This is a genomic window from Acinetobacter sp. AKBS16, from assembly GCF_002899995.1.
GTDB classification, from domain to species: Bacteria; Pseudomonadota; Gammaproteobacteria; order Pseudomonadales; family Moraxellaceae; genus Acinetobacter; species Acinetobacter baumannii.
Genome location: NZ_POYH01000061.1, coordinates 15,966 through 33,511 on the forward strand (window position 1 = coordinate 15,966; position 17,546 = coordinate 33,511).

Here is a 17,546-nt window from a genome sequence, read left to right on the forward strand (position 1 = left end):
TAGTGAGATTTTAAAATGAATAAGAACCGTTATCGTATTATTTTTAGTCATGCTCGCGGTATGTTTATTGCTGTTGCTGAGATTGTAAAAAGTAAAACTAAGCAAGCCGGGCAAAGTCAGGGAATGATGGAAACAGATTCGGTGACGTCTTCTGTAAGACCTATTCATTATAAAAAACTAAATCCACTTAACTTTGCAGTAATTGGCTGTTTGGGAGCATTGGTGATTAGTTTGCCAATGAGCAGTGTGGCTGAAACCCAGATTATTGCAGACAAAGGTGCTCCGACATCACAGCAGCCAACTATTTTAAATAGTGCAAATGGAACAACTCAAGTCAATATTCAGACACCAAGTGCAGGTGGTGTTTCGCGGAATACCTATACGCAGTTTGATGTTGGTCAAGAAGGTGCCATTTTAAATAACTCACGTAATAACACTCAAACCCAGATTGGTGGGTGGGTACAAGGCAACCCATGGCTTGCAACAGGTGAAGCCAAAGTTATTTTGAACGAGGTCAATAGCAGTAACCCAAGTCAACTCAAAGGCTATATCGAGGTTGCTGGAAAACAAGCACAAGTTGTTATTGCGAATCCATCTGGTTTGATCTGTGATGGCTGTGGTGTGATTAACGCAGACCGTTTTACTTTAACAACCGGACAAGCGGTAATGAATCAAGGTTATCTTGAATCATTCCGTGTTCGTGAAGGTCAGGTTACGATTGAAGGTAAAGGCTTAAATGGAAGCTTAACACCATATACCGATATTTATGCACGTGCCTTAAAAGTCAATGCTGGCTTGTATGCAAATGAATTGGGCACGGTACTTGGACAAAATGACATTCAAGTCAAAGACCAAGTTACTCCTAAAATTACAGCAACTACAGGGCCTACATCTACACCTCAACCAAACTTTGCCTTAGATGTAGGCCAGCTAGGTGGAATGTATGCCGGTAAAATCTTTTTGGTAGGAACAGAGCAAGGGTTAGGTGTCCGTAATGCTGGTTCGATTAATAGCACTCAAAGCACCCTTACTCTGAATGCAAATGGTGATCTTGTTAATAATGGTAATTTGATCGCGAATAAAGATCAGGTACAACTGAAAGCTCAGAATATCCAGAATACAGGTAATATCAGTAGCGCAACTTCACAAATTTCAGTTGAGAGCCAAAATTTAAATAACTCTGGTCTAATCAGTAGTGCAGATGAGTTACATCTCCAAAATCAGAATACTATTACCAATAGTGGTACGTTAAATGCTGCTCGAATAGCGATTAATTCTAAAAATCTAAAAAATAGGGGCTCTATCGAACAAACAGGCATACAAGGACTTGATTTAAAGTCGGGTTCAATGACAAACCTTGGTGGTAAAATCGGAATTGCCAAGAATACGACAGGTGGCGGTACGGGTGGTAGTGTTCCGACAGTTCCAACTGATCCATCCAAAGATGGCGGAAGTTTAGAAGTTGCCACTCCAATAGATACGACCCCAAAAACTTATGACCAAGGTTATATCCATGTTCAGGAACAACTAAATAATGACCAAGGGGCGATCATTGCCAATGGTGGTGTAGATTTAGATAGCCAAAATGGTCTAGATAACCAAGGCGGTCAACTGAATTTGGGTGCTATTCATATTAAAGGGAATAGCTTTAATAACAACCAAGGTGAGCTCACAGTTAAAAGTGCTGATATCCAAACCTCAAGTTTCACTAACCAACAAGGTCAGCTTGCTTCTAATAGTACTCTTAATATTCAAACTCAGTCTGCCAACAATAAAGGCGGAAAAATCCAGTCAATTGGACAGCTTGATTTAGCTGTAAGTGGTGAGTTGAATAATGTTGATGGACAAATTGCTAGTGGAGCAACTGTCAACGTTAATGCAAGTGATTTGAAGAACCAGTCAGGTGTTGTGTATTCAGAAAACCAAGCTGTAAATATTAAAGCGAATAAAGCGATTGATAATACTGAGGGGCTCATTCAGGCTAAAACCAATTTAAATCTGAATAGCCAATCTCTTAATAATACATCAGGACAAATTGTTGCAGACCAAATTAAACAGAAACATGTGACGGTTAATAACAATCAGGGATCTATCGCAGCTCAGCAAAATTTAAACAGTACTGCCCAGCAGTTTGATAATACTCAAGGTCAGATTCACGCTAAATCAATAAAGCTACAGCATGATCAACTTAAAAACACGGGTAGTGTTTATGCTGATCAGGATTTAACAGTTACAGGGCAAAATATCCAGAATGCTGGTACTTTGGGGGCTGGAAAAAATGTCCAGATTACCAGTTCAACTTTAGAACATAGTGTAGGTGGATTGATTGCTGCGGGCCTAGATCGTGAAGGTAAATTAGGTGATGCTGGTGATGTGACTATTCGTTCAGATCAAGTCGGTTTACATGGGCAAACCTTAGCTGGCGGTAATTTAAAAGTACAAGCGCAAAGCAATATTGATGCGGCAAAAGGTCAATTGCAGGCACAAAATATTGAGCTAGATAGTGTGACAGGCAACATCTCTACGCAGGCTGGAAGCGTAGTTGCCCAGAATCAACTTAAACTGACTAGCCAGAATTTGATTAATAATCAGCAAGGCCTATTGAGTAGTCAGGACCTCATCCTTACAGCAAAACAGCTAGATAATAGTCAAGGTAAAATTCAGCATACGGGCAATAATGAATTTACCCTAGATTTTGTGAACGGTTTAAATAACAAAGCAGGTGAAATTAGCAGTAATGCATCTTCAATTAACCTGAACACGTCTGCTCTGAATAATGAAACTGGAAAGATTATCCATGCAGGGAATCAACAACTGAATATCACTGCCGATCAATTGCAAGGTGCACAAGGCCAGATTCTCAGTAATGGACAGCTATTATTGAAGGGTGGACAAGTTGTATTAGATGGAGCAACTACTTCGGCGAATCAGATCAATATCTCTGCAGATAGTTTGAGTCATCAAAAAGGTCAAATGGTTCAGAGCGGAACACTAAACCCGCTCACCTTAGCGATTAAAGATCAAATGAATAACCAATTAGGTTTTATTCAGAGCCAATCGGGTTTACAACTAAAAACGACTACTCTTCATAATCAGGGTGGTCAGTTAAGTTCTGCTCTTAATTATGATGTACAACTTGATGTGGCAGGCTTACTCGATAATAGTCAATCAGGCAAAATTTACGCAGGACAGAATGGCATTATTCAAGCTGGTTCTATTAATAATAGTTTAAATGGGCTCATTTCTGCACAAAATGCATTAACTCTGACCAGCTTGGGAATCATTAATAACCAGTCCGGTAAAATTGTAGCGAATCAAGATGTCACTCTTACTTCTGATGGTGTAGACAATAGCAGTGGCCAAATTGGTAGTAGCCAAGGCATTGTAGCGATCAATGCAGGATCTGGTGTAGTTAATAATACTTCTGGAACTCTACAAGCTGAAAAAGATTTATCTGTAAGTGCTGACCAGATTAATAACCAATCTGGTCTCATGAATAGCCAAAGCTCGCTTGCTTTAATAAGCCGTAAAGATATTAACAATAAGTCTGGACAAATCATTGCTAAACAAGATGTGACTACACAGAGTCAAGGTCTGGCCAATGATTTGGGACAAATTGGTAGCGTTCAGGGCAATGTCTCATTAGATGCTGGTTTAGGCGATTTGAGTAATCAATCAGGCAAGATACTTGCCGCTCAAGATCTGACTTTAAGCGCTCAAAATTTAGATAATCAGTCTGGTCTTATCTCCGCTCAAAAACATTTGGCCTTAAAAGTTCAAAAAGTAAATAACCTTAAAGGGCAAATTCAAAGTGGCGATGCCATAGAAATTATGGGGCAAAGTCTGAATAACCAAGGTGGTTCAATTGAGACAAATGCTGATCTTACTTTAAATATCACTGATGCATTAGATAATAGTCAATCAGGTAAACTGACCGGAAACACTACAAAAATTACAGCAGGCTCAATAAATAACAGTAATAAAGGCCAAATTAATGCTACAGATGCCTTAACTGTTTTATCGCAACAAGAAATTAATAACCAAACTGGCGTAATGGCCGCTAATCAAAACGTTTCCATTCAAAGTCAGGGCTTGGATAATACGTCGGGGCAAATTGGTAGTGTTCAGGGTTCATTAACCATTGATGCTCAAAAAGAAAAATTATTAAATACTTCGGGTTCACTTCAAGCAGGAACGAGTCTGAAAATCACGAGTGGTGGCTTGAATAACGATTCGGGCACTATTCTTGCGCTTACCGATAATACAATTACAAGCACTGATGACATCAGCAATAAAGCTGGAAAAATTGCATCGAATGCTCACACTACAATTACAACTCAGAATTTAAATAATCAGGCTGGAATGATTCAGTCAGGTAGTGGTTCAGCTTTAGATCTGGTAATTAATGGAGCATTAGATAATAGTCAAGCAGGCCATTTACTGAGTGGTGCTGGTTTGAATCTGAAAGTGAATACTTTAGATAACAGTCAGCAAGGGCAAATCAGTGCACAAGATGCACTAAATATCATTAGTGCTGGGCTTATCAATAACCAGGCGGGTACTTTGGTTGCAAACCAAAATGTAACTTTGAGCAGTAAAGGTTTAAATAATAATCAGGGACAGATTGGCAGTATTCAAGGTGGATTAGCTATTGATGCTGGGGATCAGGCTCTTACCAATCAGTCTGGCGTATTACAGGCAAAAACTGATTTAACAGCAAAAGCATTATCGATTGATAGCACTGAAGGGCAAATTATTTCCCAAGCAAAAATTGATTTGCAAAGCCTGAAAGAAATCAACAACCAGCAAGGGATAATCTCTGCCGATCAAGGTATTCAGGTTAAAAGTACAGGTCTGAATAATAATTTAGGTCAGATCAGCAGTGCACAGGGCAATATCGTTCTGAATGCAGGCCAAGGTGTATTGAGTAATCAAACAGGTAAAGTCATTGCAGGTCAGGCTTTGCAACTCAGCGCGGGTCAGGTGGACAATAGCCAGACAGGACAGTTGAACAGTCAAACGACTTTAGATATCCAGGCCACAAAAGATATTAATAACCAAAGCGGTATTATTGCTGCAAACCAGCAAGTCAATTTGAATAGCCAGGGACTCAATAACAATCAAGGTCAAATTGTCAGCCTCAATGATGCATTGACAGTGAATAGTGGTTCTGGTGTTCTGGATAATCAATCGGGCACTTTGCAGGCTAAAGGGGATATTCAGCTGAATGCTGAACAGGTGAATAGCCAATCGGGTTTAATCAGTTCAGAAGCTGGAATTGATCTGCAAGTAAATCAGCTGGTGGATAATAGCTCTGGACAGATTATTGCCAATAATGCGGTACAAATACAAAGTCAGGGACTTAAGAACAATCAGGGTCAGATCGCGAGTGTGAATGATGTACTGAACATTAATAGTGGTTCAGGAACACTTGAAAATCAGGCTGGTTTGTTACAGGCACAAGGTGATATTCAATTAACAGCTGATCGCCTATTGAATCAATCCGGTCTAATCAATACACAAGGCAAGTTGTCGGCACAGATCAATCAGGATATTGATAACAGTGCGGGTCAGATTGTTGCCAATCAAGCTGTACAGTTAAATAGTCAGGGTTTAAACAATAATGCAGGTCAAGTTGGTAGTGTTGCCGGTCATGTTATCTTAGATGCGGGTTCAGGTGATTTAAGTAATCAGTCAGGAAAAATAATCTCCGCTCAAGATTTAACATTAAATGCTCAACATGTAGATAACCAGTCAGGTCTTATCTCTGCTCAACAACAATTGGTATTGAATACACAAGGATTAAATAACCTTAAAGGGCAGATTATCTCGGGAACGAATCTCACATTCGTTGGACAAGACTTGAATAATCAGGGTGGTTTATTACAAACCAATGCTGACCTTGACCTTAATTTAAGTGGTGTACTGGATAATAGTTTAGCTGGACAGCTCTATAGTGGCGGTCAGACTACAATCAAAGCCGCTTCTGTAGACAATAGTGCTCAAGGGCAGATCAATAGCCAAGGTGACTTAAATATTACAACTGCACAAGACATCAATAATACAGAGGGTGTGATTGTTGCAACAAAACAGATGCAGTTGAAGAGCCAAGGGTTAGAGAATACTGCCGGTCAAATTGGAACAGAACAAGGCGATATTCTGATTCAGACTGGTGATTTGGCTTTAAATAATGGTACTGGTGCGATCCAGTCTGGAAAAACACTTACACTTGATGTCAATAGCCTCACGAATAGTGGTGTGATCAGCGCTTTAGATCAGTTGACTTTAAACAGCCAAGGTGATGTAAACAACGACAACGGGCAAATTTTATCTAACCAACAACTTCTATTGACGAGCCAGAATTTGAGTAATCAGGCGGGGATTATTCAAAGTGGTGAGCAGGCTAATCTTGATTTGACTATCAATGGTGTGTTGAACAATCAGACAGGTCAAATTCACGGCGGTGCAAATACCCAGATTCATGCCAACTCAATCAATAACAGTCAGCAAGGGCAGATCAGTGCTCAAGATGCATTGAATATTATTAGTGCGGGTTTGGTTGATAACCAAGCTGGTCAAATGATTGCCAATCAGAATGTAACATTGACCAGTCAAGGCTTAAATAATAATCAGGGGCAAATCGGCAGCATTCAAGGCAGTCTAACGGTTGATGCTGGAAATCAGGCATTGAGTAATCAGTCTGGTACCTTACAGGCAAAATCTGATGTCAGTGTTAAAGCATTGTCAATAGACAATACTGTGGGGCAAATTAATACTCAGGGGAATATCAATTTACTTAGCCAGCAAAGTATCAATAACACGCAAGGTGTAATTGTTGGCGATCAAAGTATCAATATCAACAGTCAAGGTTTGAATAACAACCAAGGTCAGATTGGTACACAAGGGGATTTAACAGTTCAGGCTGGTACTCAGGTCTTGCAGAATCAGACAGGTTTATTACAAGCTGGACAGAACCTTAACATCAGTGCAGCAGCAATTGATAACTTATTGTCTGGACAGATTAATGCGCAAGGCAGTGCCATATTACAAAGCACAGGTCTTGTGAATAATGAAACCGGTACAATTACAGCCAATCAGGATATTACATTAACGAGTCAGGGCCTAAATAATACACAAGGTCAAATTGGCAGTGTTGTAGGTAGCCTCAATTTAGACAGTGGTCAACAGATTCTCAATAACCAGTCTGGTTCATTACTTTCTGGTCATCAAATCAATATTCATGCGGCAGGTTTGAACAATACCCAAGGTCAGATTGTTGCACAGCAAGTTCTGGATATTGATGCTGAGTTGCAAGCGTTAAACAACCAGCAAGGCTTAATCAGTTCAGATACTGTCAATATTACGTCTGGATTGTTAAATAATGATCAAGGCTTGATCCAGTCGAATAGTGCCATGATGATTGATACTCAAGGCCAAAGCCTGATCAACACCAATAGCGGTACACAAGGTGGTTTACTCAGCCAAGGCAATCTTAGCCTGAAAAATGTTGGTCTGTTGGATAACAAACTTGGCTATCTTGCGAGTGGTCAAAATCTGGATATCAGTGCAAATCAAGTACAAAACAGTGGTGGTACTTTACTTGCAGCCCAAAATTTAAAATTACAGGGCATTGGTCAAAATCAGTTGTTAAATAACCAGTCAGGTCAAATCCTGTCGATGGGAGATATGCAACTGTCTGTTGAGCATATCAATAATCAGGGGAAACTTGCATCCACCGATGCTGACAGCCATATCATGGCAACAGGTCAGCTGGATATTCAAACTCAGCAACTCGATAACCAAAATACTTTAGTAGCTGATACAGTTCAGGGTATTGATGCTGGAAATCTGAACCTGAATGCTGCGATTGTAAATAATCAGTCGGGTGCAATCCGTAGTAGCCAAAACAGTCAATTGAATATTAGCCAGCAACTCAATAACCAATCTAGTGAAATCAGTGCAGTGAAGCAATTGGGTATTCAAGGTGACCAGCTTGTGATGAATAACCTGAATGGGCAATTACTTGCTGGTGAAAATCTGAATATCAATGCGAAATCATTGACAGGTGATGGCAAGGTGTTAAGTCTAGGGAATGCTGATATCCAGCTTAAAGACAGTTATCAACACAATGCAACTGCGCAACTGCAAGCCAATCAAAACCTGAGCCTAACCAGTGCTGGTGACATCAATAACGATGGCACTATTAATGCGGGCAATCAGTTACAACTCAGTGCAGTGAATATCAGTAATAGTAACAACGCTAAAATAGAGAGTCATGATACCCAGCTTATAGCTCAGCAGCAGATTAATAATACAGGGTTGATCAATGGTGATTTGACTACTTTGACTGCCGATACGGTGAATAACCAAGGTACGGGTCGTATTTATGGAACAGACTTGGCGATTAGTACTAACACTTTAAATAACTTACCTGATGCCAATGGCACTGCACCGGTGATTGCATCACGTGGTGACATGAACTTAGGTGTTAATGTTCTGAATAATCTGGCGAATACGCAGGATTATGACAGTCAGGCATTGATCTTTAGTGCTGGAAATTTATATTTGGGTGGTGCTTTAGATGAGAATCGTAAAGCCACAGGTCAAGCGACTGTCATTAATAATGAAAGTGCAACGATTGAATCACTGGGCGATATGCGCCTTTCAACTCAAACGATTAATAATATTAATAAGAATTTTAGTACTCATGAGGTGGAGGTTTCACGTCAAGAGGGGCTAAATAAGTATTTTGATGGTGTTTGGGCCAACTTTGATGGGACTGTATTTAGATACATGCATCCTGGTGAGGACTCCAGTAGCTATGATTACGATGAAGTTATTACTGAAACTCAGGTTCTAACTTCTGCACCTGCAAAAATTATCGCTGGTGGTAATATGGATTTATCAGGTTCACAAGTGATTAATGATAAAAGTCAGATTTTTGCGGGCGGAAATTTAACGAATACGGGCGGAACGATTACAAACACGGAAGTTCTTGGTAATCGAGAAACGAATGTAAGTGGTTGGCAACATCTCTATGAAAAGCGTAGTGGAAAAGATTTCTTTGGAGATTATCAATTTAGTTTTAGTTCAGTAGAAACGATCAAATTGCCTGTAAGTCAAACGATAGGGCATTATCCGCTTAACCAAACGAACCAAGATATTACTAGGGTATCTAATAATACCAGTAGCAATAACATAACATCAGCACAAACCAATACAACTAATGTCAATGGTTTAAAAGGAACAGATCAAACCACAGATGTTGGACAGGCTGGAACATCACAAGGACAGAATTTATCAGTGAGTGATTCTGGTCAGACTGCACAAGGTACTGATGCTCAAACGACTTCACAAAACCCTGATATTTCTCAGACTACACAAAATAATGATGTGACTGTGAGTACATCACAAGTTGATGTAGCAGATGCTCAAAAGGCACAAGGGCAAGATTTAGTTTCTGCACAGCCAAATGCTGTTCAGTCAGACATACAAGTTTCTGATCTCAATCAAGATACTGCTAATACTCAGGCTAAAAACAATACGACACAAGTTTCAGTTTTGGAGCAATTGCAAGGTCAAACGGCAGAACAGGTGTCTGAGGCATCGACAACGGATCAAGCAAATGCACCAGACCAAGCTGGAACAGGCGAGCAGCTTGAAATCCGTACGATCAACAATAGCCAGTTTAAAGTTGCAAATAATGCCTTATACCGTGTGGGTGCTGACAGCAAAGCTGGCTATTTAATCGAAACTGATCCAAGTTTTACCAATTATAACCAATGGCTCTCTTCAGACTACATGTTAGATGCATTAGGGTTAGACCCAGCGTTACAACAAAAACGTCTGGGTGATGGTTTTTATGAGCAGCGTATGGTTCAAGACCAGATTGCTAATTTAACTGGTTATCGCTTCCTTGAAGGCTATGGTTCGGATGAAGAACAATATAAAGCTTTGATGAATAACGGTGTCACTTATGCCAAACAATATGGCTTACGTCCGGGCATTGCTTTAACCCCAGCACAGATCGCACAACTGACCAGTGATATTGTATGGTTGGTTGAAAAAGATGTCACATTACCAGATGGAACTCAAACCAAGGCTTTAGCACCACAGGTGTATGTCAAAGCTCGTGTGGGTGATTTAAAAGGAGATGGAACATTACTTTCAGGGAATAGCATCAAATTTAATCTGGATGGTGATTTACTCAATACAGCAACAATTGCTGGACGTGAGGCCGTGCAGATTACCGCAGACAATGTCAACAACCTGATGGGACGTATTCAAGGGAATACGGTTGATATCACCAGTAAAAAAGACCTGAATAATATTGGTGGGTCAATTCAAGCTAAAGATGCCATGGCCATGAATGTCGGTGGGAATCTTAATGTCACATCAACCACGCGTACCACTGATACGCAAGTCGGTGGATTCAGTGCAAGTACAACTGGTTTGGATCGGGTTGCAGGTCTATATGTTGGTGATATTCAAGCCGGGGCAGTCGATTTGAATAAAGCGACATTTGTATTGAATGTTGCGGGTGATAGTGTATTAAAAGGCGCTGAAATTAATAACAGCAATGGTGCAACCTTAATCAATACACAGGGTAATGTTGATATCGGTACTGTGCAAACAGGCTATAAACTTGGCACAGTTTTAGATGCTAGAAATAATTCAGTCAGCCAGAAAACTCAAGATGTCGGTAGTCAGATTAATAGTACAGGCTCATTGCTTATCAACGGTCAGAATATCAATATTAAAGGTTCAGGTTTAAATAGCCAAGCGACTACACAACTTGCAGCTGTGAAGCAGTTGAATATTGAAGAGGGCCGACAAACCAGTCAGCTAGATAGCCAATGGTATAGTAAACGTAAAGGTACTTTAAGCAGTAAGACTGATACAGGTTCTATTCATGATCAAGCCAATGAAGCAATTGCCAGTACGATTGGAGGGAAAAAAGTCATACTAGACGCGAATAATATCAATATTCGTGGTAGCCAAGTGGTGTCGGATGATTTGACCCAGATTCAGGCTAAAGAAAACATCAGTATTACCACAGCAGAGAATCAGTACTCAAATCAATTTGAGCAGACAGTTAAGAAATCAGGATTTAAAGCGAGTCTTTCTGATGGTGTTGCAAGTGTAGGCTATGGCAAATCGAGCCTTAATACAAAAGAGGATGGAAAATCTACAACACTTACCCAAAGTGTGATTCGTAGCAAAACAGGTGATACAACCATTATCGCTGGTAAAGATTTGACCACAGAAGCCGCTATTTTAGATGCAGGTAAAGACCTGAACCTTAAAGGTGCCAATGTGAACCTGAATGCGGGCTACACAACTGATGAGCAACATTCAGAAGTTCATAGCAAACAGTCTGGTATTTCGGTTGGCGTGACCTATTCTCCAGCTATGGCTGCTGCAGCTGCTTACAAAAACAGTATGAACAATGGTCAATTCTCTGATAGCGCCGTTGGTCAAGTGATGGCCCAAGGTGAAGCTGCTCGTAAGGCTTCTATGGCGGCGATGACGCTAGTGACTATTCAAGCAGGTAGCAAAAAAACAAATGAGGTGAGTAATACATCCAGCACTCAGGCTGTGATTACCCAAGCTACGGCTAAAGGCAATTTAAATATTATTGCAACAGAAGGAAGTATTAATAGCCAGGGTGCACAACTTTCAGCTGAAGGTGATGCCTTATTGCATGCTAAGGAAAATATTAACCTAAATGTTGCACAGAGCCATTCAGAGCAGACGGTTGATCGTAAACAAAGTGGTTTTAGTATTGATAACCGTGATTGGGCTGCACCTGCCGGAACATTTAAAAACAAAAATCAAGGTGATGGGCGTAATACACAAACTACGGTAACTCAGCTTTCGGTTGGCGGGAAAACAACCCTACAAACAGGGCAAGGCGACATTAATATTGTAGGTAGTTCGGTTGCCTCAAAAGGTGATGTGAATCTCCATGCTGCTCGTGATATCAATATCAAGTCGAGCCAGAACAGCCAAAGCCAAAGTGAGCAGAGTTCGAATAAAGGTATTGGTAGCGCGCAGATTTCAGATACTGAGCAGTTCTATGGCTATATGAGTGGCAAGAGCCAAAGTACAAGTAATAGTGTTGAACAACAACGTAGTCAGGTGGGTAGTTTAGAAGGCAATGTGAATATTCAGGCCGGTCGTCAATATACCCAACAAGTTGCTGATGTTATTGCTGCAAAAGATCTAAATATTAAAGCGCAAGATATTCAGGTTTTAGAAGGCCATAATACGGGAAGTTCATCTGAAAATAGCAAAGACTTAAAAGTTGGACAATTTAGCCGTGTGAGTTCACCTCTTATTGATTTAGTGAATGCAGCGGATAAAGCCACAAAGAGTCAAGCGGATGACCGTACGCAAGCATTACAAGCTATTGCAGCAGGTGCTCAAGGTTACCAAACTTATAGTGATATAAAAGGTGGAGCACTATTTAAAGCTGAATCTGGCATTGGTTTTAGTACCAGTAACAACCAGCAAAATAGCAGCTATGCCACTTCACAACAAAACAACCTGAAAGCTGGCGGCAATGTCAACTTAACCAGTACTCATGGAGATATTCACCTTCAAAATACTCAGGTGAAAGCAGAAGATAAGATTAATCTGGATTCTGCAAAAAATATTGTGCTGGAATCTGGCCAAAGCCAAAATAAAGCCGATGGTAAAAATAGCAATGCAGGTTTAAGTGTTGGAGTGGGAGCATCTGTTGGTGCACAAACAGGTGTTTATATTTATGGTGAGGCTGGATTTGGAAAAGGAAGTAACCATTTAGACAGCAATACACATAACCAAACAACACTAGATGCAAAAAATATCAGTTTAACCAGTAAAGGTGACACCACACTACGTGGAGCACAGGCAAAAGCAGATCGTATTGATGCGAATGTAGGCGGTCAGCTCAAAGTTGAAAGTTTACAAGACACTGTTGAGCAAAATACCAAACAAACTGGAGCAGGCGGGCGCTTGCAAGCTTCGTTTGGTACAGCTTGGCAAGCATCTGGTAATTTTAGCAGTAGTAAGGCTTCGGGTGATTCGAATAGCGTTAATCAACAGTCTGGTTTATTTGCTGGAAACGGTGGTTACCATGTAAAAGCAGATAGTGTTGACTTAAAAGGCGGTGCAATTGTTTCAACTGCAACTAAAGATAAGAATGATCTGACCACAAACCGCTTAACCTTTAGCAATATCGAGAACCAAAGTCAGTACGACGCGACTACAGTTAGCCTGTCTGGAGGTACAAGTTTAGGCAAAGGTAAAACTGGAGATAGCAAAGCATCAACACCAACCAATAATGACAATTGGCGTAATGCAACCAGCTTTAGCCCAAGCTTACCGCAACATGAGTCTGACAAAGACAGCAGTACCACTTATGCGACTTTAAGTGAGGGGAATATTAAAGTTGGTGGTAAGTCGACTACGGTTGAGCAACTGGGTATTCATAGCGATGCCTCGACAGCCAACAGAGGGGTTGAGACTTTGCCGAACTTACAGACTATTTTAGACAAGCAAAAAACAGTAGCGGATGCGACTTCTACGATTGCAGCAGCGACAAGAACGTATAGTCAGAATCAGCAACAACAGGCTGAAAAAGCAAAAAATGCTGAAAAGCAAAATGTACTTAATCAACTAGGGCTAGATAGTGATGCGCTGAAGTATTACGAAAGCCTTGATTCAGCGAAGCAAGAGGAATATCTACGTCAATATTCACCTGACTACGCTAAGGCAAGTGATATGAATCAAGCTTGGGGTATGGGCGGAGACAAGAGTCGGGCACTGAATGCAGTGACCATGGCAGTCACAGGCGCACTTGGCGGTCAAACAGACGTTCAAGTCGTAGCTAATACACTTGCCCCTTATGCAGCCAATATGATTGGAGAGAAGTTTGGACATGGCGAGGACAAGAACAAAGCTGCACAATTGGCGAGTCATGCGATTTTGGGTGCAACGCTAGCTTACTTAAATGGGGGTAACCCAGCAGCTGGAGGCAGCGCAGCAGTTGCAAGTGAAGCAGCAGCAGATTACTTAGCGAATCAGTACAAAGATGACCCAGCTTATAAGAATGGAAAAGGAGAGTTTGAACCGAACTTACTGCCTGAAAATGTGAAATCAAGTATTCGAGACTTAACGGCAGCGATTGGTGCAGTTGTTGGGGGCACAGTCGGAGATTCTGCATCGAATGTACAGTTAGCAGGTGTGATTGGTCAGAATGCGGTAGAGAATAATATTGATTCTCCTGCCGAGCGAAAAGCAAGCCAACAAATTATGAAAAAGGAGTTAAATGCTTCTTGTTCTGCTGCCGGATTAGCACCAGGTTCAGCGGCTTGTGGCCAATATCTTCGTAATGAAACATTAACAATACTCAAAAAAGCTGGAAGTTTAACAGCAGATTTTTTACCTGTTATTGGAGATATCAAAGGCTTCGTAGAAGCAGAAACGGTGGGAGATTATGTATTTGCCTCAGTGGGATTAGTTCCATTAGTGGGAGATGCAGCAAAAGATTTTTATAAAGCTGAAAAAGCTTATGAGGCTGCAAGCAAAGTAGGTGATGTAGCCAAAATGAAGGCTGCCATGCAAGATGCAGTTCATGCATGTTCTGGAAGTACATGTTTTACGGCAGGGACATTAATTGAAACAGATCAAGGTCTAAAAGCTGTAGAAGAATTTGTAGGCGGAGAACTAGTTTGGGCAAGAAATGATCTTACTTTAGAGTATGGTTATCGTCCTGTAATCGCAACGAAAGTAACGGCTGACCAACCAATTTTCCATGTAACAGTTCAGAATGAACAAGGACAGATAGACGTTCTTGAAACCACTGCTGAACATCCATTTTGGATTAAAGATTTAGGTTGGTTAAAAGCATCTTTATTACAGTCAGGTATGACTTTATTAGATCGTGATAATCAAGAGATTACGATAGTAAGTCAGGCATTAATTTCGAACAAACTGGAAACGGTTTATAACATTGAAGTTGAGGGATTTCATACCTATCATGTTGGTGAGTTGGGAGTATGGGTCCATAATGCGAATTGTTGTGATATTAAGTCAACTAATGCTTTTGTTCCTATAAAACCAAAATTAAATTATACCGTTGATATAGAGAATAAGGCACATGGATATCAAAATATTGATGTTTCAACAAAACAAACATTTGATAGTAACGGTATTCCTAAAGATGGTAAATTTACAAAATCATATTTATATTCTTCATTTAATGAAAATTCTGGAGAGTTATACATTCAAAAAATGGCAGCTTTACAACCAGGTAATGCTACAGGTAAAGAAATGTTATCTCAGGTTATTGAAAAAATAGGATATTCAAAAATTAAAACCGCTAAAGCTGAGTTAGCACAAACAAATAAAGAAGCTTTTGATAACGCGTATAAAAAATCAGGAAATTTGATCGATGCTGTTAATAATACGCCATTAGGTAAGTCAATGAGGGACTTAGGTTTTAAAGTTAAATCAGTAGAAAATACTAGTGGTATGCCTAAAGTTATATTTGAGAGGAAATAAGGTGCTTAAAAATTTTGTTCTAAAAATGATTGAATTAAAGCGATTTGATGATTTATTGAATCTTTTAAGTGAAGACTCAGTTTATTCATCTGATTCAATGAATAATATACCTCAAACAAAAGATGAAATTGAGCAATATACTCTTTCAGTACATCATATTCGTTTTTTAAAAAAGTTTGGTGCTACTGATCAAGTGGTAGTTGATGAGGATGGAAGTGTGTATAAATGGTATATAGATTATTTTAATAAATGGCTTGAAAATGGTGTTAAAGGATTAGAGATGATCGAAGTAGAAAATTATTTGAAAGATCACCCTTTCCCAACGATTTGAAGTATTTAAAATAGATGAGAGTTAGGACAATCAAAAACAATGGTTGATGATTTCGGAAAATGCTTTAGAGATTTATATTAGTAGCTGTATTTAGCTTGATTTTTCAGTAATGACTGGACCCTAAAAAAGCCTATCAATATTAGATAGGCTTTTTTTATAAAAAACACTAATGACTTTGAAATTAAAGGGAGATACACAAACTATTTTAGACAAGCAAAAAACAGTAGCGGATGCGACTTCTACGATTGCGGCTGCCTCCCGTACTTATGCCCAAGACCAGATCAAGAATGCAGCAGCGGAAAAAGAAGCGATTGGAAAGCAGATTGCCAGTCAATTAAGTTCGGAAGAACAAACCAAACTGAAAGAGATGACTGCAGCTGAGAAGGATGCATATTTAGCGCAATACGGTGTTTATGATGCAGCGCTTGCCAAAGAAAAAGCAGTAACCCAGCAATGGGGTATGGGCGGAGACAAGAGCCGTGCTTTAAATGCGGTAACTACAGCAATTACGGGTGCCCTTGGTGGACAAACCGATTTACAAGTTGCTGCAAATACCTTAGCACCTTATGCAGCCAATATGATTGGAGAGAAGTTTGGGCATGGAGAGGACAAGAACAAGGCTGCACAATTAGCAAGTCATGCGATATTGGGTGCAACGCTAGCTTACTTAAATGGAGGTAATCCGGCAGCGGGCGGTAGTGCAGCAGTTGCGAGTGAGGCAGCGGCAGATTACTTTGCAAATCAATACAATGATGGCAAAACAGCGATTAATCCTGAGACAGGTAAGTTCGATGCAAACCTATTACCGGAAAATGTTAAGTCAGGTATTCGGGATTTAACAGCAGCGATTGGCGCAGTTGTAGGTGGCACAGTCGGGGATTCAGCATCGAATGCACAGTTAGCGGGTGTAATTGGGCAAAATGCGGTGGAGAATAATACTGTTTCTGATATGGTGAATGCACATTTGAAAGGCAAGACACTAGCTCAGGAAGCAGAAGATCAAGTTAAAGAACAAGATGAAGCTTATAGAAAAAATAATTGTTCAGGTTTGAGTGCATCTGCTTGTTCTGCTCAAATGTATAAAGAGCGACGAGAGGTACTTTGGATAGGGACTAGCTTTATACCAGTAATTGGCGATATCCAGACAATTGCGCAAGCACAATCAGCGGCTGATGTAATTTGGGGAATTGCTGGATTTGTACCTGGACTTGGAGAGGCACGTAATGCTTATAAAGTTGCTGAGAAAGCTGGTGACTTAGCTGAAATGAAAAAAGCCTTGGAAAAAGGTGTAGCCATAGCGACAGAGAAAGGGCATATCAATAAAACCAAGATAACAGCTAGTCAAACTACTTTGACAGTAACCAATAAATCAGATGAACATTTAGTGAATCAAATTGCAAAAGGTAAAGATCAAGGTGGGAAACTAACTGAACAGTTATTTGACTCTTTAGCTAAACAAAATGGATTTACTGTAGTAAAAGGTGGGAAATATGGTGCAAATAATGGTTTTGACCATGTTTGGGTTGCAAAAGATGGGAGTGTGACGATTCTTTCGGATAGTAAGCAGATTAAAAATGGAACAGTCAGTTTAAACCCTAATGGTGCGGGAGGTAATACACAATTATCTTCAGACTGGATCGCTGCTGTTATGAGAAAATTACCAGAT

At 40.1% G+C, this 17,546-nt stretch carries 2 protein-coding genes and 1 pseudogene; all 3 read left to right on the top strand.

Annotated elements, in window-relative coordinates; translation table 11 throughout:
* Positions 1 to 15 precede the first annotated feature (15 nt).
* The gene (locus C1642_RS10820) at positions 16 to 15,549 is read left to right on the top strand and encodes a hemagglutinin repeat-containing protein (RefSeq protein ID WP_103236316.1); all 15,534 of its coding nucleotides are present in this window, start codon (positions 16 to 18) and stop codon (positions 15,547 to 15,549) included.
* Position 15,550: 1 nt separating this feature from the next.
* On the top strand, positions 15,551 to 15,880 hold the full coding sequence (locus C1642_RS10825; RefSeq protein WP_000916586.1) for a hypothetical protein: 330 nt from the start codon (positions 15,551 to 15,553) through the stop codon (positions 15,878 to 15,880).
* A 196-nt stretch (positions 15,881 to 16,076) separates the two neighbouring features.
* Positions 16,077 to 16,826 (top strand): annotated as a pseudogene (locus tag C1642_RS20180) (VENN motif pre-toxin domain-containing protein); the annotation flags it as partial.
* Between the last annotated feature and the right edge of the window lie 720 nt (positions 16,827 to 17,546).

Bases quoted from the DNA above. Each gene is read 5' to 3' on its own strand.
- C1642_RS10820 (WP_103236316.1), top strand. From the start codon at position 16: ATGAATAAGAACCGTTATCGTATTATTTTTAGTCATGCTCGCGGTATG.